This window comes from Faecalicoccus sp. LCP19S3_E2, from assembly GCF_052121255.1.
Classification (GTDB): domain Bacteria; phylum Bacillota_I; class Bacilli_A; order Erysipelotrichales; family Erysipelotrichaceae; genus Faecalicoccus.
The window spans coordinates 125,631-145,924 of sequence record NZ_JBQKEP010000005.1 but is presented as its reverse complement, the minus strand read 5'-3'; the positions used below and the strand labels follow the sequence as shown (position 1 = coordinate 145,924).

Genomic DNA, 20,294 nt, shown 5'->3' with positions numbered 1-20,294 from the left:
CAAAGTCAGGTTCTAAACAATTATCGAGTTACCTGAATAAACTGAGGAGCACCTCCACCGCCATTATAAACGCTGGAGATAATGGTCTTGCTGGTGCCGTCTGCTGTCCAGAAGTTTCCATGTACACACAGTCCATTTCCGATATAGATCGCAATATGGTCAACTCCACGACCACCATTGTTGTAGTAAACTAAGTTACCAGCCTGTGGTGTATCTGTGTAATATCCATACATAATGTATTGATCCGGCCATAATTGATAAGCATCACTTACACCGGCTAAAGCCAATGCCTGCTGTACAACTTGTGTACACTGCTGTCCATCCGTTACACCAACCAATGTTTGTGCAGCTGCCGCAATACGTGCGTTCAAATCAGCATAAGCCCCTGTTGTATCACCCGATCCCGGTGTTGTAGTATCCTGGGCCGGAGGTGTTACTGGCTGAGATGGTGTTTCTTCTACCGGTGTACTTGGCGTTTCTTCCACTGCCGGCGGCGTTGTTGTAGTATCCTGAGCCGGAGGTGTTACCGGCTGAGATGGTGTTTCCTGTGCCGGATCGCTTGGTGTTTGATCAACCACTGGTGTTGTTGTGTCTGCAGGTGGTGTCTGCACAGTTGTATCTTCAGTATAAGTTGGCTGTGATACATCCGCTGTTGTATCTTCCACTACAGTTACGCTTTCCTGTGCTGCAGCCTGTTCCTGCGCTAAAGCTTCCTGTGCGGCTTTTTCTTCAGCTTCTTTCTGTGCATCTACTGCTTTTACTTCTTCTGTAACAACTTCTTTAGTAACAGTTGATACATTTTTCTGCACCGACTGCGATACATCTTGTGATACAGTGGCAACAGTGGCCTGCTGTGTCGTTTCTTCGTCCACTTCACCGCTTTCATCAAAGTAATAACTTTTTCCTTCGATTTCCTGCCATCCAACAGCTACGGTTGCATCTGTATTAATATAACGGTCTCCGTGCCAGCCTGGCTCCGTTTCCATCGCGTATACGGCTGCTACAACCGGAAAACAACTTGCGACACATAGAACGGCTGCCACTTTTTTACCATGCTCTTCAATGTAATTCATAGAATAACCCCCTTAGTTAATCCAATAGTTACCATAAATTTATCATAAAAAAAGAGGGCATTCAACCCTCTTTTTAAACAATCTGTTATACTTTTTAATAATTACTTTGTTTTTTCGATGATTTCCATGAAAGAATCTGCTTTTAAGCTGGCTCCACCGATCAAAGCACCGTCGATATCCGGGCATGCCATGTATTCAACGATGTTTCCTGGTTTTACACTTCCACCATACTGTACACGTACAGAATCAGCAGCTTCCTGACCATACATTACTTTAACCTGATCACGAACGATGGCACAGCAGTTTTGTGCATCTTCTTTTGTAGCTGATTTACCGGTACCGATAGCCCAGATTGGTTCATAAGCGATAACCATGTTAGCTACATCTTTGGCATCCAAATCAGCAATGGAACCTGTCAACTGATCACGAATGACTTTTTCAGTTTCTCCGGCATCGTACTGTGCTTCCGTTTCACCGATACAAAGAATTGGTGTCATTCCGGCAGCAATCAGACGTTTTGCCTTTTTGTTGACTGTTTCATCCGTATCACCAAACATCTGACGACGTTCACTGTGTCCGATGATGCAGTATTTGATTCCTAATTCTTCCAACATAGGAACGCTGACTTCTCCGGTGAAAGCTCCACTGTCTTCAAAGTGGCAGTTTTCAGCGGCAACGATCAAGTTTTTGGCATTGTCGGCAGCCGTTCTTAAATCAGTAAACGGACAACCGATTCCATATGTTGCGTTTTCACTTGCGGCAGCAGCATCTACTTCCTTGAAGAAAGCTTCTGTCTCCGCATTGTTTTTGTTCATTTTCCAGTTTCCAACAATAATTGGTTTTCTCATTTTTATTTCCTCTTTTCTTACTTCTCACTGATGATTGCGATACCTGGCAATGTCTTACCTTCCATGTATTCCAAAGAAGCTCCACCACCGGTAGAAACATGAGAGAATTTATCGGCATAACCTAACTGTTTGGCTGCAGCGGCTGAATCACCACCACCGATAACAGTGATCGCATCCGGCAATTCAGAAATAGCCTGGCATACTAATTCTGTACCCTTGGCAAATTTCTTCATTTCAAATACACCCATTGGACCATTCCATACAACCGTTTTTGCGCCGGCCAATGTTTCCTTGAACAATTCTACAGAGGCAGGACCGATATCCAATCCCATCCATCCTTCAGGGATTTCTCCGGATTTACATACCTGTGTATTAGCTTCTTCACTGAAAGCATCTGCACATACGTTATCCACCGGCAATACCAGCTTGTCACCGGCTTTTTCTAAATATTCTTTAGCCAGTTCTAATTTGTCATCTTCTACTAAAGAAGTACCGATGCTTCCACCCTGTGCTTTCATGAAGGTATAAGCCATACCACCACCGATGATAACTTTGTCGGCTTTCTTCAATAAGTTGTCGATAACATCGATCTTGCTGGAAACTTTTGATCCACCGATGATCGCAACAAATGGATGTGCTGGATTATCGACTGCTTTTCCAAGCATTGTAACTTCTTTTTCCACAAGGAAACCTAAACCGTTTTCTTTGATGTTTGTTGGGATTCCGACAGTCGATGCATGAGCACGATGAACAGAACCAAAGGCATCTTCTACAAAGACTTCACCAAGGCTTGCCCAGTAAGCACCTAATTCAGGATCGTTTTTGCTTTCGCCCTTTTCATAACGCGTATTCTGCATCAAAACGATTTCTCCGTCTTTTAAATTATTGACAGCTTCTTCCAATTCTGGTCCACGAGTTACCGGACAGAAAGAAACTTTTGTATCTGGTAACAGTTCCTGTAAACGAACAGCTACACATTCTAAGTTATTTTTAGCTTTATCTTCTTCTGTTTTTACTTTACCTAAATGTGACATCAAAATGATCTTTGCGTTATTTTCCACTAAGTATTTAATGGTTGGTAAAGCCATGACGATACGGTTGTCGTCTGTGATCACACCGTCTTTTCTAGGTACGTTAAAATCGCAACGTACGATGACCTTTTTTCCAGAAACCTGAAGGTCTTTTACAGTTCTTTTAGACATTTCCATTCCTCCTACTGTACTAAACGTTTTTATTATATCACTTGATTTTTTGATTTCCTAGATTTTGTTTTTAATTCCCTGATAAAAACGCCCTTACTTGTGGTAAGAGCGTCCATTTTGAATCATAAAAGCACGATAGATCTGTTCTAAGACAAGAATTCTTGTCATCAGATGGGTAAAAGTCAGATCACTGAGCTTCCAGCGAACATTGGCTCGTTTGACCAAATCGTTGCTTGGTCCAAGAGAACCGGCAATCACAAAAACTAAATCCGACGATTTCATAAACCAGCTTTCCAGCTGATTAGAAAACAAAATGGAATCCAGCATCTTGCCATGCAGATCCAACAAGATCACGAAATCCTGTGGACGAATCTTCTCCAGGATGCGTTTTCCTTCTTTTTCCCTGATCAATTCAGCTTCCTTATCTCGTTCCATATGTACATTGGATTCGTCCTTGACCTCAATGACCTGAAGCTTTGAAAACGGCTGGATACGCTTTACATACTCATTTTCCAGCTGGCACAGCGCTTTTTCTTTGTTTTTCCCAACACAAAGAAGCGTGATCAAATTTGTGCCTCCACCGGATAGTTGGCTGTCAAAGCCTGCACTTCTTCTTTAACACGGGCACAAACAGCCTCATCACCGGCCTTTAAGACTTCAATGATCCAGTCTGTCACTTTTTCAAATTCAGCTTCTTTAAAACCACGGCTTGTCATGGCAGCCGAACCAATACGGATACCACTTGTCACAAACGGTTTTTGTGTATCATATGGAATCGTATTTTTATTGACCGTGATGCCCGCCAGATCCAACAATCTTTCCGCTTCTTTTCCAGTCATACCGATACTGGACATCACATCCAACATCAACAGATGGTTATCACTGCCGTTAGATACAACTCTAAAGCCCGCTTTCTGGAAACCAGTTACCATCACTTGCACATTTTTAACAACCTGCTGCATATATTCTTTGTATTCCGGCTGCATAGCTTCATACAGGCAGATGCCCTTAGCAGCAATCACATGTTCCAACGGTCCGCCCTGCATACCCGGGAATACTTTGGAATCCAATTTTTTGGCAAATTCTTTTTTGCAGAAAACCATACCTCCACGAGGGCCGCGCAATGTTTTGTGTGTTGTTGTCGTCACAAAATCGGCATAAGGGATCGGACTGGGATGTAAACCGGTAGCCACAAGACCGGCAATGTGTGCCATATCGACCATCAAATAAGCACCACAGGCTTTGGCAATCTTACCAAATCGTTCAAAATCGATGATACGAGAATAGGCGCTGGCGCCGGCTACGATCAGCTTTGGCTTTACTTCCATAGCCTTTTTTTCTAACGCATCATAATCGATTTCTTCCGTTTCTTTATCCACCATATAAGGTACAAAGTTATACAGCGTACCTGAAAAATTCATCGGATGTCCATGTGTCAGATGCCCACCGGCCGCAAGATCCATTCCCATCACCGTATCGCCCGGCTCTAATAATGTATTGTACACTGCCATATTGGCCTGCGAGCCGGAATGTGGCTGTACGTTGACGTGTTGGGCCCCAAACAATTCACAGGCTCTTTGTCTTGTAAGCTCTTCGGCTTCATCAACATGAACACAGCCGCCATAATAACGCTTGCCCGGATAGCCTTCGGCATATTTATTGGTCAGCACACTACCTTGTGCTTCCCGTACTTCTTTGGATACAAAATTTTCACTGGCAATCAATTCAATATTTCTTTTTTGTCTTTGTTCTTCCTTTTCAATGATCGAAAACATTGTCGCATCTCTCATAGCGCACCTCCATTTTTTGTCATTCTACCACAAGGAGCAAAAAAAAAGAAAGAGCGGCGCTCTTTCTTCAAATGTTTTTCATTTCTTTATCAATCAACCCTAGTGCAATCATCAAAGCTTTGATCCTTCTATGGGCCAGCGTGATCTGTGATCGATAGCGTTGTGGTTCTTCTTTTGATTCTATAGTTTGTACTGTTTTCTCTAATTTATGTACGATCGAATCAATTTGCCGCCTGGCCTCTGCCAATTCTTCGATCGATGGCTCTTTACTACTGTCGCACATGCACATAACCAATCAACGAGTTGGAACAATTTACGGAAAAAATCTGTGTGGTATAACCATTCCATCCACCATGGACAGCCTGACCATTGCCAATATAGATCGCCACATGTCCCTGATACACACAAATATCACCCGGTACCGGATCGTTTGTCAAATCACCCAATGATAAATAGGCACTTGGAGCTCCATGAAAGTTGATTCCCACGGCCTTTAAAGAATTGGTCACCAACATCGTACAATCTTGATGGACACCGATCTGTGCCAAAGCCGCATCCGCAATCTTCTGATAGAAGTTTGGATCTTCTTTTTTATCGACCACTACCTGCACTTCCTTACTGGTTTGATTTCCGGCATCGTCGGTTGCGATAATCGTTGCCGTATAAGAACCAGCTGTTGTGGTATCGATCGTGCCTTGTACATCGACAGAAACATCTTCTGTTTCATCACTGACTTTAATTTCTTTAGAAAGATCAAAATCATCTCCCTGCAGGATATCATAACGATCCTGTACCTGAATCTGCGGGGCTGTAGTATCTTGTACATCCAAAGTTGTCTGAATGATAAAATCGCTGGATACACCTTCCAGAGCCTTACCACCCATCTTTTCAAACATCGCCTTGGAATCCTTTAAGGAATACGTAATGGAAACCGGTTGTTTTCCGGTCTGCATCAAATCCAGACCATTAACCTTAATTTCCATCTGATCGTTTTCATAGACCAACGTATCGCCAATTGTCTTTTTGTATGTTAGTTCTGAACCCATAAAAGCATAACGGTTTGTGATCGCATCAATTACAGAATCTTTATCCTTGACCTGACAAGTTTCAACAGTTTCTTTTATCTGTGCCTCTACAGTTTGTCCCTGTATACCAAGAGTGAACAGTAGTCCTAGACTCAATGCGATAAATTTCGTATTTTTCAAGAGTTCTTCCTCCATTCTATTCATGATTTGTGAACATTTTTTTGCACACAATTTGGCATGATACACAAAAGTTGATGATTTGTAAAGTTTTTTGGCAATTTCACAAATTTCCCACATTTTCATTCAAAGTGCTTTATCTATCGCATTTTTAAGCCATTTTGACAAACAAAAAAGACCTTTCTATAGTCTAAAAAGGTCTAAGAAAAAACTATTTTAATTCGTCTAAAAGACTGGAACCAATCGTTCCTTCCGGCATGGAAACGCCAAAGTTATCGGCAATTGTGGCACCGATCACCGCAAATGTTTGTGCATCCGGTAATACACCCATACCCTTCATGGACGGTGAATAGGCCAGTAAAGGAACCATTTCACGCGTATGATCCGTTCCTTTATATGTTGGATCGTTACCATGATCAGCTGTCACCAAAACCAGGTCATCCTCATGCAGCTGTTCTAATAAAGTACCTAAAGCTGTATCAAATTTTTCCAGCTCTTCACCATATCCAATCGGATTTCTTCGATGCCCCCATAAAGCATCAAAATCCACCAGATTCACAAAACACAAGCCAGTAAAATCTTCTTTGACAATTTCATTGGTCTGCTCCATGCCATGTACGCTGCTCTTGGATTTATAAGCCTTGGTAATGCCTTCTCCATCAAAGATATCTCGAATCTTGCCAACGCTGATCACATCATAACCTGCTGCTTTTAAGGCATCTAAAGCGGTCTTGCCATAAGGCTTTAATGCATAATCATGGCGATTGGAGGTTCGTACGAATTCTCCTTTTTTCTTTCCGGTATAAGGGCGGGCAATGACACGTCCTACCTTCCATTCCGGTTTCATAGTAAGATCTCTTGCAGCTTCACAATAGCGATACAAAGTATCGACACCCATTGTTTCCTCATTTCCACAAATCTGTAATACAGAATCGGCAGATGTATAAACGATCAGATCTCCATTGTGGATTTCCTGTTCTGCCAGTTCATCCAGGATTTCGGTACCGCTGGCCGCTTTGTTTCCAATGATCTTACGACCATCACAGCGTTTGCTTAATTCATCCAACAATTCTTTTGGGAAACCGGTTTCGGTAAATGTCTGAAACGGTGTTGTGATATGCAATCCCATCATTTCCCAGTGGCCTGTCATCGTATCTTTTCCGGCACTGGCTTCCTGTAAGCGCAAGGCATAGCCCATCGTCTGTGTATCTTTTTGAATGCCGATGTTGCCAAGCCCTAACTTCATCATATTCGGAATTTTCAAATCCGGCATCTTTTCTAAGATATGTCCAAATGTATGCGCTCCTTCATCATCGAATTCTTTGGCATCCGGCGCATGACCGATCCCAAAAGAATCGACAACGATCGTAAAAACTCTCTTGTATTTCATAACTACCTCATGATGGCAGCTTCTAAAGCCACTTCCATCATCTGCGCAAAAGAAGTCTGTCTTACCTTGGCACTGGCATGTTCATTGGTCACTAAAGAATCGGAAATTGTCAAGATACAGGCGGCATTCTTGTCTAAGATCTTCGCATTGTGGAATAAGGCAAAGCTTTCCATCTCCACACAGACACATCCATGTTCATTATAAAAATCATTATGATCCGACACATTGGCTTCATGATAGAAAACATCACTGGAATGAATGCGTTCTTCTCGCAGCTTGATACCTAATTTGTCGGCGGCTTCTTTGATGGTTTCGTTTAATTCCGGACTTGGATACTGAATGTCCCCTTTTACACCGGCCTGTGCCATGCAGTAAGTGGATTCACTCCAGCAGCTGTTGGCCAACACCAGATCAAAAATATGAAGATCGCTTGTATAAGCGCCGGCACTACCGATACGGATGATATTTTCTACACCATATTCATGAAACAACTCATAAGAATAGATGCCGATGCTTGGCATTCCCATGCCGCTTCCCATAACGGAAATTCTTTTTCCTTTATAGTCCCCGGTATAACCAAACATATTGCGCACGGTATTAAACTGTACGATATTTTTCAGATATGTCTCGGCGATAAATTTCGCACGAAGCGGATCACCGGGCATCAAAACGGTTTTGGCGATATCGCCAGGATTTGCATTGTTGTGTGCAGTTGCCATAAACATTCCTCCTCTACTTGGCTTTTTTCAGTAAAATTCTTTTTATAGGCTGACTTGTCAGCAGTTTCAAACACAGTTGAATACCGCTTCCCATACATACGATGGCAAGCAAAGTACCAATCGCAGCCGGCGCACCTAATACGATTCCCAGGATCGCAAAGAAGATATCCGCACTGGTTCGAACGATACCGACAGCCAGATGAAAACGATCGCATAACGTAAAGACTAACGCTTCATAAGCTCCCTTGCCATAATCCGCAAGGGCATAAAACGCAATTCCAAAGGCAAGGATCAACAATCCCAATACCATCAGAATGATTCGAAGCAGATAGCTGGCCCCTTCAAAATTCAAATTCACAAACGCATCTGTTGTCAGTGCAATCACAATTGGATTTAAAAGGCTTCCCAAATGAATTTGTTTTCGATCCATGAAAAATACGATCACAAGAAGCACGGCACAGACTAACAGATTGGCCTGTCCGACCGTAATGTGTAAGTGATTGGCGATTCCGATCCAAAATAAGGTCATCGGATCGCTTCCCAGATTCACGGCGATCGTTATGCTGATTCCTACTCCCATGATAAAGGAACCCACAATCACAAGCAACAATTTCCTTAGATCCATACTCTCTCCTTTCCCAAAAAAAGATACCGCAAAGATTTTCTTTACAGTATCTTTTGTGGCTTTTCTTTTGACAACATTACTATAAAAGAAAGCTGGAAAGGCTTCAAATAATCTTTTTCCTATCTTTTCGGAAATGTTCCATAAACCTTAGGCAAAGGAAGCTAATGTATCTAACGCAATCTGAATCATCGCATCAAAGTTTTGTTCACGCTCGGCTACGCTCAACTTTTCTTTTTTCAAAGAATGATCACTGACCGTTAAGATCGTAGCCGCCTTTTTCTGTGCCTGATCGGCATTGTGTAATAACGCAAAGCTTTCCATATCGACGGCCAGACAATGCTTCTGTTCACAGATCAAATGCTTGTCTTCTTTTTTCTTATAGTAAAAACAATCACTGGTATGCAGACGACCGGTTTTGTAGTTTTGGGCATGCTCACAGAGCGATTTCCAAAGCGCTGGATCCGGTTCTACAATATCTTTTTCATAGCCGCTGTACGTATGGGCATAGGTCGATTGACTCCAGCAGGAATCTGGAATAAAGATATCCTTTAAATCTAAATCCATGGTATAGGCTCCGCAGGAACCGGCCCGTACAATGACTTCGACATCGTATTTATTAAACAGCTCGTGCGAATAGATTCCCATTGAACCACATCCCATACCACTTCCCATGACAGTGATACGTTTTCCTTTATACATGCCGGTATAAGCCAACATGCCGCGAACTTCATTAACCAAAGCGGCATTTTCTAAAAACTTACCGGCGATATAACGAGCACGATACGGATCACCCGGCATTAAGACCACCGAAGCAATCTGTTCTTTATCCGCTGAATTATGTACCGTTGCCATTTACCATTGCCATCCATTGAATGTAAAGGTGGTTTCGGCCACATCGCTAGGATCGTATTCTTCCAAGAGCTTGGCATAGCGATCTTTATAATCATTATCCACCTGGGCCTGTGGAATGACGATGCTGGCTTCGTTTAAGAAATGGAAAGAATCTCTTCCCATGGCTTTTCCACGTTTTGTATGCTTGTCCAAAGCCACATCCGGAATTTCCGGTAATTTACCCATCGCAAAGCTTTTCATCACGATGTTTTTCAATAAATCACTGGAGCGATCCTTTTCGCTTTGGCACATATAACAAATTGCGTGAATGAAGTAGATCGTACGATCATTATCCCCATAATCAAAATTTAAACGGGCCTGTGATAAGGCGTTGACCACAACGGCAGCCAGAGGATTGCCCATGCCGATATCTTCTACAGAAATTGTCAAAAGACGACGCCACATTTTTTCTTCCAGCTGTGGTGAAGAAATATACAGCTCATAGGCAAACATACAGGCCTCTTCTTCTTTTCCTCTTCGAATACATTTTTGTAATGAGCTGATCACTTCATCGCAGGCATAACCGTTGCGTGTAGTGATCTGTGCCCATGGATCGTATGAAAATGCCATATTATGCTTCCTTTCCTAATTTTTTATAAATCTCGATAATTTCAAGAACCAGAACCTTGATGGTTTCACAACTCATAAACTGGTCTTCCGCATGTAATACCAACATGGAAACCTGCGGTGTGTTTTCCGCCGCTTCCTTTTGAAGCAGCTGCATATGTGTTTCATGTGCTGTCTTTAGCACTTCGTCCCCTTGAAGGATCTGTTCCTGTGCTTGTTCAAAATTTCCTTCTCTTGCCAAACGGGCCGCTTCAATATAAGTCGATTTGGCCACACCCGAATAGGCAATGATCTCCATGGCAATCTGTGAAAGACGTTCCAGATCTGCCATAACTTACCCCTTTAAAGCTTTCGCCTGTTCGTAGGCAGCCTTACCATCAGCCATCGCATACACACGCATATCGACACAATCGGTTGGTACACCAACTTTAGCTTTGATATCGTTGACCATATAACGAATCTGTGGAGCCACCAGGCATACATCCCATTTTCCGGCTTCATCAGAAGCACTGGCAGAGCTTACCGCCTGCACGGATGCATCCTCTCCGATACTCTGTGCATATTCTGCGATCTTCTTAACTAAGATGGAACTGGACATTCCGGCATTGCATACGACTAAGATTTTCATATTTTTTCCTCACTCTCTATAAGACTTGAACGATACGTTCCAAATAATCAATCAGTTCTCCGGAATTTTCAATCTGGGTCAGGACGTTGACCAGTCTTTCCGAAGCCGCGATCTTATTGATAAGATCATAGATATGAATCATTTCTTTATTGATTTTAGGCTCATGCGCCCCTACAAATACGATACGAACCGGTTTTTGCGCATGCGTAAGCGAGTTTTTTATGATTGCCACACAAATTCCTGTTTTCTTTGCCTGATTTTCCAAAGGGTGTGAAAAGTAAACCCCGTTACGAATATGTGTGGAATAAATCTGTTCTCGCTGCAGCGTCATCGTGGAAAAGAGATCCGGATCCTCAATGTTTTGTTGTTGGTAAAGATTGAAAGCACAAGCTTCGATCACCTGTGCAAAAGAAGTCGCCTGATCAAAGAAAAGCACTCGTTTTCGATCAAAGACCTCATGGAAGATCACTTCACTGGAAGTTAATGTCATCGTTTTGACAATAAAAGTTTCCAGACGTTTTCTTTCGCTTTCTCCCGGTAATTGCGTGATTTCTACGATCGGAATGCCGATTTTTGCTTCAATGGGCATATCCGAAATGACCAGATCCGCACTTCCCTGCTTTAACTGCTCTTTGAGCTGATATAAAGGAATCTGTGAAATAATTTCGATTCGTGAGCCAAATTCCTGATGCAGCCAAACATGCAACATATTCGCAAAGCTCTGGGAAGTGCCACTGACCAAAATCGCCTGTACCCTTGCCTTTTGAGCCCTTAAAAACGGCATGACATACATTGTTAAAAACGATATTTCATCTTCGCTCAAATACAGTCCGTAGCGCTCATGAATAATTGGTACGATCAACATCGTGATCTCATACGCAAACGCATATTTGACCTTGACCTCCTGTAACAGAGGATTGGTCAGCTGATAGTCAATCAATAAGCGCTTGATAGTAAACTGCAGATGAATCTTAAAGTTCTCAAACAATGATGGAATCTGAGTAAAATCCATATTGTATTTTGCCTTCATCTGTAAGGTGAATTCTTCGACGATCTCATCGACTTCCGTGCCCGATACCACATTTTGTTTACTGCTGTAAAAGCCAAGTGTTTCAATGTAGTTTTGAAGCAAGTGACAATCCATTGTCGTCAGATCAAAGCGAAGATCCTGCAACAGGCTGGTCAACATGCGAACCAGCACTTCATTAGGCTGAAACAGTTCTACTTTTTTTGTCAGTGCATATCCGTTTTCTGAACGAAGCATGGTAAAGAAGACCATCCATGCAATCACAAACAACATCTGATCAGAAAGGACAATGGAATTGCTTCGACAAAAGCTGCTGATATAATCTGTAATATCGCTTAATTCTTCCATGTCCGCATCTTCTTTGACCATCTGATATAAATGAATATCTACCAGTTGATTGGAGCGATAGATCTCTTCCTTTGCCAAACGATAGAAAAGCGTTCGAATTTCCACTTCATCACTTTTTAACTGTAATTTACCATTTTCTAGTGTTAAAGAGCAGAAATGATACTTCTGCTCTAGATAATGAATCATACTGTTTAGATCCTTGTATATGGTTTGTTCCGAAACATACAACATATCCGCCATATCACCCAAGCTGATCTGTGGCTGATGAATCAATTTTCCCAGCATAAAATATTTACGCTGTTTGGAAGAAGCGGCAGCCTGCGAACGGTTAAACGAATCCATCACCTTTACACACTCTTTGATACGACTGATATTTTCCTGCATGATAAAGTAACCAGAACGCTTGCTGGACTGAATCTGACACTGCGCATTTTTCAAGACCAGATTGATAGCCGCAATATCATTGCGGATCGTTCGGGTACTGACCTGCATTTTTTCGGCGATCTCATTGGCATAGATGCCCCGGCTGTGATTTAAGATCATCTTGATTACATTTTTCTGACGGTCACTTAACAACAGGCATCCCTCTTTTCCATTTTACTGATTCGTTTATGCGTTTTGTGCTTCTTTCTGTGCTTCGATCTCGCGTTCTTTTCTGACCTCATCGGCTTCCATAGCTTTAAAGAACGGATAATAGAAGACACCCATCAAGACGACATTGAAGATTGCCAATACAGCTGCCTTCCAATCCATCGTCAATAAGAAAGCCTGGAATCCCGGAGGCAAAAATCCTGGTGCTTCTCCTAACGGCAAAGAAACTAAACCAGTAGCCATCGCTTCATAAGAAATAACCGCACAAATCACTGGTCCCAATACAAATGGCACTAACATGTAAGGGTTCATGATCATTGGCAAACCAAAGATGATTGGCTCATTGATACCAAAAATAGAAGGAACGATACCAACTTTACCGATAGAGCTTAATGATTTTGCCTTGGAGCGACACATCATGATGACTAACAACAAAGTCATACCGGAACCGGAAACTTGCAGGAATCCAAAATAGAATCCATACGTAAAGATATGTTCCGGTGTTGCGCCGGCTGCAACGGCAGCCGCATTTTCAGCAGCATAAGTGATCGCAAACGGTGCCCAAACACTCTGTGTGATGGCAGCACCATGTAAACCAAATACCCACAATAGCTGTGTTAAGAAGATAATGATCGCCACAGCCCAAACAGAATCCATCGAAGAAATGGCCGGTGCCAACAAACTGATGATGATCTTAGGGAATGTCGTTCCCGCATATGTCTGGCACAACAAAGCAACCGCAACAGCCAAAATAACGTTGACCGCAAATGGAATCAAAGACATGAAACTTTCAGATACCATTGGAGGTACGCTGTCCGGCATACGAATCGTCCAGTTATGTTTCACAAACATACGAGTAATTTCTACTACCAGTAAACCAAAAATAATACTTACGAATAAACCTTCTGATCCTAAAGAAGTAATGTCGAAGATCATACTGTTTTCGGCATCCACCTTCACACAAAGTACTACCTGGCAAAGCATAGCCATAATTCCAAGCATGCTTGGAGATTTCATCTCATATCGTTTAGCTAACGATTCAGCGATGAAAAAGGCCGAGAATAATGACATGATGTTAGTCGTAAAATAAGTTGGAAAGTTAAAAATGAGAATGTGATCATTGACCCAGGCTCCAAAACCTCCCCCGAAAAGGTTTCCTAAGCCTACCGGAATCATACAGAATGAACCGATGATGATGACCGGAATGATCGCAACCACACCGTCTTTCACTGACTGCAGATGTCGCTGTTGTTCCAATTTCTGTGCAATCGGAAACAACCACTTCTGCAGCGCATTTTGAATTGCTTGCATTTTGTTTCTCCTCTCTCTTTACTAAGTCCACTATGTCATGGCACTCTCTATTTTATGTGATTTTTGTGGGAAAACAAATAATTTATTTCCTTTTTCCTTAGGAAATTGAAAAAAAAGTACCCCCAATCAACTTTCCTAAGCCATGGGAAATTGTTTAGTTGAACAAAAAATAGCTCGTGCTTATAATAAATTCCGTAAAACAAAACATATTTAAGGAGGTACTTTCATGAGTAAAGATTATAGCTTATGGGCAGAAGCCAAAACAAAACACGGTTTAATGGCCGATGAAGTCATTTCCGGATTACAGAAATCCATTCGTCGTTCCATGACAGAACTTGCATGCCGTTATGCGTATGAGCTTTACACAACAAGCCCTGTATTATTGGAAAAGCTGTGGAGTCGTTTGTTAACGATCTCTGTTGAAGATGTCGGATTCGGAAATTTAGATGCCGCAAGACATATGTATGTATTAAATCAGATGCGTAAAGAATATGCCTATGATGATCCAGATCAGCCAATGTATTTCATCCATGCAATTCGTATTTTATGTTCCAGCCAAAAAGATCGTTCCAGCGATTTCTTAAAGAACATCGTCATTAAAACGGCTGCAATGGGTGAAGTTCCGGAAATCATCGATTTGGCATTGGATAAACACACAAAGCGCGGTAAAGCAATGGGACGTGACTCAAAACACTTCTTCAATGAAGCCTGCAAGGTCATTCCACAGGCAGAAGTTGATAATGACTATCGTGAACGCTATGGAAAAATCCTGGAAGAATACGATCCAAGCAAAGTCGAAGAGGATGCTTTCCAATATGCGATCGGCCGTGTATAAAAACAAGTAAATAAATTTCCACTATTAAAAAAAGTGTGCATTCCACAAACTGGTTCGTTCAGCTACGTGATCTGCACACTTTTTCTATTTAATCTTTTGAAGATTCTACTACAAATTGTTCCATTCCTTTTCTATCCGGTTTCTTTATTCTATTCCATGTCTTTTCCTGCTCAAACTCAATGAACCTTTTTAATGGTTCCAGATCTTCATTTTCATCATATTGTTCCAAAGCCTCATAGTAAAGTTGTCTATATTCATTATGCACAATGATTGGTGCGATACCATGAATCATAAAATAGTAGTTCATTAAGGTTCGACCTACCCGCCCGTTTCCATCCGCAAAAGGGTGAATGTTTTCAAAACGTGCATGAAAATAGACTCCTGCGATAAATGCATTTTCATCAGATACGTCTTTTATCTCCGATAATAACGACAATACATCCGATGCAACTTCTTCCGGATCAGAGCCTACCTCATTAACACCTGTCACATAGTCATTTTTCTTAAATTCTCCCGGCCGTTCTTTTCGAATGGTATAACGAAATTCATCATACGTTCCTCTAGTCAGTAAATAATGTACTCTTTTTAATAATTCTATACTAATGGGTTCCTTTTTTAGAATATAGGATTTTAAAACATCAAAACAAATCTTTTGGTTTTGAATCTCCATGAGTGTTTTCAGATCACCGGAATATCCTTTCACAGAGCCTTGTTCAAAAATATCTCTTGTATCGTGATAAGTAATCTTATCGTTTTCTATTTTCCCTGAATGATAGGCAAACAAAATATTAAAATCATAGAATAGATGATCTAAATCCCCTTTCGTTTTAAATTGTATGTTTTTCATATGATCACCTCATTTTCAAAGATTATATCATATATAAATATATCTGAATCAGTCGAACAAGCGATAGAATCAAAAAAGACCGGGATTTTTTATCCCAGTCTTACCAACCATTAAAACAATGTCATCTGATTTTCATCGTCCAAACCTTCCAAAGCATTCATCATATCTAAGCGATCTAATAATGATTTTGAAAGCTGGGTACGTTTTAAAACATCTTCCTTCGATAAGAACGGTCTTTCTTCTCTTGCCTTTACGATGGATTTTCCTACGTTATCCCCCAGACCATCCAAACTGGTAAATGGCGGAATAATGCTTTTATCGTCATCAGGATCCATGATAAATTCATTGGCAGCTGAACGATTGATCGAAACATTGGCAAAGCGATAGCCACGACAAGCCATCTCCAGGGCAAGCTCCAATGTGTCATAGATCGCAAGCTCCTTATCACTGACCTTCTGTGTCTTATCTTCTCTGGCTCTGCGAATATCGGTCATCCGTTGTCGAATGGCCTCCTCACCGGCAATCATTGTCGAAATATCATAGGCATCACAACGAATACTAAAGAACATGCAGTAATAAGCTCTTGGCATATGAACCTTAAACCAGGCGATGCGCACGGCCATCATTACATACGCAACCGCATGTGCTTTTGGGAACATGTACTTGATCTTTAAACAAGAATCAATATACCAGTCCGGCACATTATTGGCCTTCATCGATTCGATCCATTCATCTTTTAAACCCTTTCCCTTACGAACACTTTCCATGATGGTAAAGGCTTGTTTGGGTTCCAGACCCATTTGAATTAAATCGACCATGATATCATCACGACAACCGATAACTTCACTTAACACACATGTCCCATTATTGATCAATTCCTCGGCATTTCCCAACCATACGTCCGTTCCATGGCTTAATCCGGAAATACTGACAAGCTCCGCAAATGTCGTCGGTTTAGTCTTTTCCAGGATACCCCGGACAAATTTGGTGCCGAACTCCGGAATACCGGCCGCCCCGGTTACTTCATTGTAGCGTGTCGTATCGATATTCAAAGAATCCAAGCCGGAGAAAATTGCCATCGTTGCTTCGTCATTCATCGGAATCGTACGCACATCTTTTCCGGTAATTCTTTCCAACATTTTCATAGCGGTTGGATCGACATGGCCTAAAATATCAAATTTCAAGATATTATCATGAATCTGATGGAAATCGAAGTGCGTTGTCTTCCACTCCGCATGAGGGTTGTTGGCCGGATACTGCACCGGTGTAAAATCATGAACATCCATATCCAGCGGAACTACAACGATTCCTCCCGGATGCTGACCGGTCGTTCGTTTTACTCCTTCACATTCTTTGGCAAGGTCGATTCGTTTTGCTTCACTGAATGGTTCAATCCCCATTTCTTCTTCATAGCCTTTGATATATCCATAAGCTGTTTTTTCCTGTACCGTACCTACCGTACCGGCTCGGAAAACATGATCCTCCCCAAAAATCTCTTTGGTGAAGGCATGCGCATTGGCCTGGTAATCCCCGGAAAAGTTCAAATCAATATCCGGAACTTTGTCACCTTCAAACCCAAGGAAGGTTTCAAATGGAATATCCTGCCCATCTCCACGCATGATGGTTCCACATTCAGGGCACGGTTTATCCGGCAAATCAAAACCGGATTTGACTTCTTCACCTTCAATAAATTCATAATGATGACACTTTGGGCAAACATAATGTGGCTGTAATGGATTCACTTCGGTAATGTTGCTCATGGTCGCCACAAAGCTGGAACCAACCGACCCTCGACTTCCTACAAGGTAGCCATCTTCGTTACTTTTCTTCACCAACAAATGAGAAATGTAATAAACTACGTAGTACCCGTGTCCGATGATACTATCCAGTTCACGGTTTAATCGCTTTTCTACGATTTCCGGTAATTGCTCTCCATACATCTTATGCGCTGTTTCAAAACAGATGTCTCGCAATTTCTGATCGGATCCTTCGATATCCGGTGGATACAGTTTATCTTTGATCGGATAGATCGGTTCTGTCATTTTCTTGAGTTTGTTGGTATTTGTTACTACGATTTCATAGGCCAGATCTTCCCCTAACCACGAGAATGCCTGCAGCATTTCATCCGTTGTCAACAAATGCTGGTTCGGTGCACTGGTGGCCTTACGCTGTTGTTGATCATACAGATATAAAGGATGTCTGGCATTACCAATGGCCTTGGCATTGATGTAAATATCACGTACTCGCTTTTGATGTGGGTGTACATAATGTGCATCACTGGAAGCAATCACCAGCTTATTCTTCTTTTTGGCTGCATCCAAAATAAATCCAATGATCTTTTTTAGATCATCCACGCTTTGAATGGCTTTACCACGTCTTCGCATCTGAAGAAGATTGCGGTAACAATCCAAAGGCTGCAGTTCAATGTAATCATAAAAATCCATGGCCTCTTCTAACATCTGAGCATCCCTTGTATGTGCCAAATCAAATATTTCTCCGTTTTGGCAACTGGAACCAATCAACAAGTTTCCGTTCTTTCTTTTGGCTTCCAGTTCAAACCGCGGAATTCTCGGTTCACCGGCGGCCGTTTCCGCAGAAAGATATTTAGTATGACTTAACGTGATCAATTCAAACAGTTCTTTTAAGCCATCCTTATTTTTGGCATAGACTGTTGTATGATAATTTCTAACTTTTGTATAGCTGTTTTCATTCTTTAAGATGGCCAGATCATCCAAGGTGACTTCACTGTCATATTCGTTTAGCATATGGCATAAAACCTGCGAGAGTACCTCGGCATCATAATCGGCACGGTGTGCACCCTCTCCATCATAGCTGACACCATAATGACGACACACACTTCCCAGGTTGTAACGCTTGGCATCCGGAATCATGGCCTGGGCCAATGGCCAGGTGTCAATCACAGGATTAGTTAAATGCCCTTTATTGCACTTTTGACAGGCGGCATTCATAAAGCCAACGTCAAAGGATGCGTTATGGGCTACCAGGATAGAATCGCCGATAAACTCCAACAATTCATCAATGGCTTGTTCAATCGTCTTTTGCCCATCCACATCGTGTTGTGAAATATGCGTTAAAGACGTGATACTGGCAGGAATGGTTCGCTTAGGATCGATAAACATCTGCTTTCGATCGATGACCTCGCGATGCCTCATCTTAACAGCACCAAATTCAATGATCTCATCTAAGCGATTGGAAAGACCGGTCGTTTCCAAGTCAAATACGACAAAGGTGGCATCTTCCAACTTACGATGATCATTGTTGAAAATGATCTTATACTCCGGATCGACCATGCTCATCTCACAGCCATACAACATTTTAAAATTACGGTCCGGATCTTGTTTATTTAAAGCTGTGACCTTATGTTGCGCCATAGGAAAGGCCTGTACGACTTGATGATCACAGATACCAATCGCATCCATGCCCCAATCATACGCCGTTTGAATGTATTCCTCGATGGAACATACTCCATCCATTTCCGAAAAGTTGGAATGCACATGCCATTCCGTACGCTTTTCACTCGCTTTATCCTTTCGCTTAGCCGGCTGTATTTCTTCTAAACTTTGAATCATAAAGGAATCGCATTTAGAAAAACTGTCATAGACAACTTCCCCTTTTAAGCGAACACTCATGCCTTTTTTCACACTGTTGATCTCATCGATAGAACAACGTGCATTTTCAAATCGCTTACAGACAATCGCATCCTGATAATCCGATACATACAACATCTGTAACGTCTTTCCGGATTTCATGACACGATTATCGACCGAGAAAATATGACCTTCGATGATCACCGAGCGCATACCCACCTGCAGCTCCGCAATGGCGCAGGAAACGGCTTCTTCTTTACGATATGTCTTTCGTACCGGTTCTTCTTTAGGCGCATGGATTTCCGGTAATTCGATATGTTGTGTTTCAATGACTTTGTCATCCTCGATTTTTTTACACATCATCTCCATTTGAATCCCGACATTTTTAAGATTTTCAATCAATGAAGGGAGTTTACGATTCATCTTGGTAAGTCTTGTTTCATCTTTTGTCGAAAAATATACCATATCTTCTTCTATAAACGGATGAAGAAAACGAAAATCTTTAAACTGTGTATCTTTTTCCACAAAATAACTGACATATTGATCCAGATTGACCATATCCACCTGCGTATCTTTGGAATGAACAATCAAATCCACATGCACATGTGTCTTTACTTTTAATGTATGCAACAAGCGGGAATACACCTCAAATGGAAGCACGTGCTCCAGTAACAGTGTCATTTCCAGCTGTTCTTTTTTCACATGAAAAACAGGCCCTTTTTCAAAAAGAGCATGTTCAAAATAGTTTTTAAATTCTTCCGGCAAAAAATTGCCTATGCTTTCCCAAACCAT

General features: G+C 41.7%; 19 protein-coding genes. 1 reads left to right on the top strand and 18 read right to left on the bottom strand.

Features of this window, described 5'->3' with window-relative positions; translation table 11 throughout:
- Positions 1 to 20: 20 nt before the first annotated feature.
- The 16 genes from ACTQX6_RS06565 to ACTQX6_RS06490 form a co-directional block, all read right to left on the bottom strand.
- A complete protein-coding gene (locus ACTQX6_RS06565; RefSeq protein WP_117445678.1) occupies positions 21 to 1,073 on the bottom strand; it encodes an NlpC/P60 family protein in 1,053 nt (350 codons plus the stop codon).
- Between the two features lie 101 nt (positions 1,074 to 1,174).
- Complete coding sequence (gene tpiA, locus ACTQX6_RS06560) at positions 1,175 to 1,921, bottom strand: triose-phosphate isomerase (protein ID WP_167697905.1); 747 nt, start codon at positions 1,919 to 1,921, stop codon at positions 1,175 to 1,177.
- Positions 1,922 to 1,938: 17 nt separating this feature from the next.
- Entirely contained in the window at positions 1,939 to 3,123 is a 1,185-nt protein-coding gene (locus tag ACTQX6_RS06555) for a phosphoglycerate kinase (protein WP_117445680.1), read from the bottom strand.
- Between the two features lie 93 nt (positions 3,124 to 3,216).
- Positions 3,217 to 3,690, bottom strand: coding sequence for a 23S rRNA (pseudouridine(1915)-N(3))-methyltransferase RlmH (locus ACTQX6_RS06550; RefSeq protein WP_294688488.1), 474 nt, complete (start codon positions 3,688 to 3,690; stop codon positions 3,217 to 3,219).
- Positions 3,687 to 4,913, bottom strand: a complete 1,227-nt coding sequence (gene glyA / locus ACTQX6_RS06545; RefSeq protein WP_117445682.1) for a serine hydroxymethyltransferase — start codon at positions 4,911 to 4,913, stop codon at positions 3,687 to 3,689. Before glyA ends, ACTQX6_RS06550 begins: the two co-directional genes overlap by 4 nt.
- A 67-nt stretch (positions 4,914 to 4,980) precedes the next feature.
- Positions 4,981 to 5,196, bottom strand: coding sequence for a hypothetical protein (locus ACTQX6_RS06540; RefSeq protein WP_117445683.1), 216 nt, complete (start codon positions 5,194 to 5,196; stop codon positions 4,981 to 4,983).
- Complete coding sequence (locus ACTQX6_RS06535; protein WP_294688485.1) at positions 5,183 to 6,118, bottom strand: NlpC/P60 family protein; 936 nt, start codon at positions 6,116 to 6,118, stop codon at positions 5,183 to 5,185. Before ACTQX6_RS06535 ends, ACTQX6_RS06540 begins: the two co-directional genes overlap by 14 nt.
- Before the next feature lie 208 nt (positions 6,119 to 6,326).
- Positions 6,327 to 7,505, bottom strand: coding sequence for a phosphopentomutase (locus tag ACTQX6_RS06530; protein WP_272007574.1), 1,179 nt, complete (start codon positions 7,503 to 7,505; stop codon positions 6,327 to 6,329).
- 2 nt (positions 7,506 to 7,507) lie between these two features.
- Positions 7,508 to 8,224 (bottom strand): purine-nucleoside phosphorylase, encoded by a 717-nt coding sequence (gene deoD, locus ACTQX6_RS06525; protein WP_272007578.1) that lies wholly within the window; start codon positions 8,222 to 8,224, stop codon positions 7,508 to 7,510.
- Positions 8,225 to 8,237: 13 nt separating this feature from the next.
- Positions 8,238 to 8,972 carry a YczE/YyaS/YitT family protein gene (locus ACTQX6_RS06520; RefSeq protein WP_411161869.1) on the bottom strand — a complete coding sequence of 245 codons (735 nt, stop codon included), beginning with the start codon at positions 8,970 to 8,972 and terminating at the stop codon, positions 8,238 to 8,240.
- A gap of 24 nt (positions 8,973 to 8,996) precedes the next feature.
- Positions 8,997 to 9,701, bottom strand: a complete 705-nt coding sequence (deoD, locus tag ACTQX6_RS06515) for a purine-nucleoside phosphorylase (RefSeq protein ID WP_168965397.1) — start codon at positions 9,699 to 9,701, stop codon at positions 8,997 to 8,999.
- Positions 9,702 to 10,310 carry a hypothetical protein gene (locus ACTQX6_RS06510; protein WP_294688482.1) on the bottom strand — a complete coding sequence of 203 codons (609 nt, stop codon included), beginning with the start codon at positions 10,308 to 10,310 and terminating at the stop codon, positions 9,702 to 9,704.
- Position 10,311: 1 nt separating this feature from the next.
- Positions 10,312 to 10,638 (bottom strand): PTS lactose/cellobiose transporter subunit IIA, encoded by a 327-nt coding sequence (locus tag ACTQX6_RS06505; protein WP_022789768.1) that lies wholly within the window; start codon positions 10,636 to 10,638, stop codon positions 10,312 to 10,314.
- A gap of 3 nt (positions 10,639 to 10,641) precedes the next feature.
- Entirely contained in the window at positions 10,642 to 10,935 is a 294-nt protein-coding gene (locus tag ACTQX6_RS06500; protein ID WP_022789769.1) for a PTS sugar transporter subunit IIB, read from the bottom strand.
- 16 nt (positions 10,936 to 10,951) lie between these two features.
- Positions 10,952 to 12,886 (bottom strand): BglG family transcription antiterminator, encoded by a 1,935-nt coding sequence (locus ACTQX6_RS06495; RefSeq protein ID WP_441657361.1) that lies wholly within the window; start codon positions 12,884 to 12,886, stop codon positions 10,952 to 10,954.
- Positions 12,887 to 12,919: 33 nt separating this feature from the next.
- Positions 12,920 to 14,212, bottom strand: coding sequence for a PTS sugar transporter subunit IIC (locus ACTQX6_RS06490; protein ID WP_294688475.1), 1,293 nt, complete (start codon positions 14,210 to 14,212; stop codon positions 12,920 to 12,922).
- A gap of 226 nt (positions 14,213 to 14,438) precedes the next feature.
- Between ACTQX6_RS06490 and ACTQX6_RS06485 the strand changes: the two genes are divergently transcribed.
- Entirely contained in the window at positions 14,439 to 15,047 is a 609-nt protein-coding gene (locus ACTQX6_RS06485; RefSeq protein ID WP_022789772.1) for a hypothetical protein, read from the top strand.
- A gap of 88 nt (positions 15,048 to 15,135) precedes the next feature.
- On the opposite strand, the gene ACTQX6_RS06480 is transcribed toward ACTQX6_RS06485, so the two are convergent.
- Positions 15,136 to 15,894, bottom strand: coding sequence for a Fic family protein (locus ACTQX6_RS06480; RefSeq protein WP_168965403.1), 759 nt, complete (start codon positions 15,892 to 15,894; stop codon positions 15,136 to 15,138).
- Positions 15,895 to 16,004: 110 nt separating this feature from the next.
- Entirely contained in the window at positions 16,005 to 20,294 is a 4,290-nt protein-coding gene (locus ACTQX6_RS06475) for a PolC-type DNA polymerase III (protein ID WP_294688474.1), read from the bottom strand.

Excerpts from the sequence above, each read along its gene's own strand:
- ACTQX6_RS06565 (WP_117445678.1), bottom strand. The coding sequence starts at position 1,073 with ATGAATTACATTGAAGAGCATGGTAAAAAAGTGGCAGCCGTTCTATGT.
- tpiA (WP_167697905.1), bottom strand. The coding sequence starts at position 1,921 with ATGAGAAAACCAATTATTGTTGGAAACTGGAAAATGAACAAAAACAAT.
- ACTQX6_RS06555 (WP_117445680.1), bottom strand. The coding sequence starts at position 3,123 with ATGTCTAAAAGAACTGTAAAAGACCTTCAGGTTTCTGGAAAAAAGGTC.
- glyA (WP_117445682.1), bottom strand. The coding sequence starts at position 4,913 with ATGAGAGATGCGACAATGTTTTCGATCATTGAAAAGGAAGAACAAAGA.
- ACTQX6_RS06540 (WP_117445683.1), bottom strand. The coding sequence starts at position 5,196 with ATGTGCGACAGTAGTAAAGAGCCATCGATCGAAGAATTGGCAGAGGCC.
- ACTQX6_RS06530 (WP_272007574.1), bottom strand. The coding sequence starts at position 7,505 with ATGAAATACAAGAGAGTTTTTACGATCGTTGTCGATTCTTTTGGGATC.
- deoD (WP_272007578.1), bottom strand. The coding sequence starts at position 8,224 with ATGGCAACTGCACACAACAATGCAAATCCTGGCGATATCGCCAAAACC.
- deoD (WP_168965397.1), bottom strand. The coding sequence starts at position 9,701 with ATGGCAACGGTACATAATTCAGCGGATAAAGAACAGATTGCTTCGGTG.
- ACTQX6_RS06510 (WP_294688482.1), bottom strand. The coding sequence starts at position 10,310 with ATGGCATTTTCATACGATCCATGGGCACAGATCACTACACGCAACGGT.
- ACTQX6_RS06505 (WP_022789768.1), bottom strand. The coding sequence starts at position 10,638 with ATGGCAGATCTGGAACGTCTTTCACAGATTGCCATGGAGATCATTGCC.
- ACTQX6_RS06500 (WP_022789769.1), bottom strand. The coding sequence starts at position 10,935 with ATGAAAATCTTAGTCGTATGCAATGCCGGAATGTCCAGTTCCATCTTA.
- ACTQX6_RS06490 (WP_294688475.1), bottom strand. The coding sequence starts at position 14,212 with ATGCAAGCAATTCAAAATGCGCTGCAGAAGTGGTTGTTTCCGATTGCA.
- ACTQX6_RS06485 (WP_022789772.1), top strand. The coding sequence starts at position 14,439 with ATGAGTAAAGATTATAGCTTATGGGCAGAAGCCAAAACAAAACACGGT.
- ACTQX6_RS06480 (WP_168965403.1), bottom strand. The coding sequence starts at position 15,894 with ATGAAAAACATACAATTTAAAACGAAAGGGGATTTAGATCATCTATTC.
- ACTQX6_RS06475 (WP_294688474.1), bottom strand. The coding sequence starts at position 20,294 with ATGGTTTGGGAAAGCATAGGCAATTTTTTGCCGGAAGAATTTAAAAAC.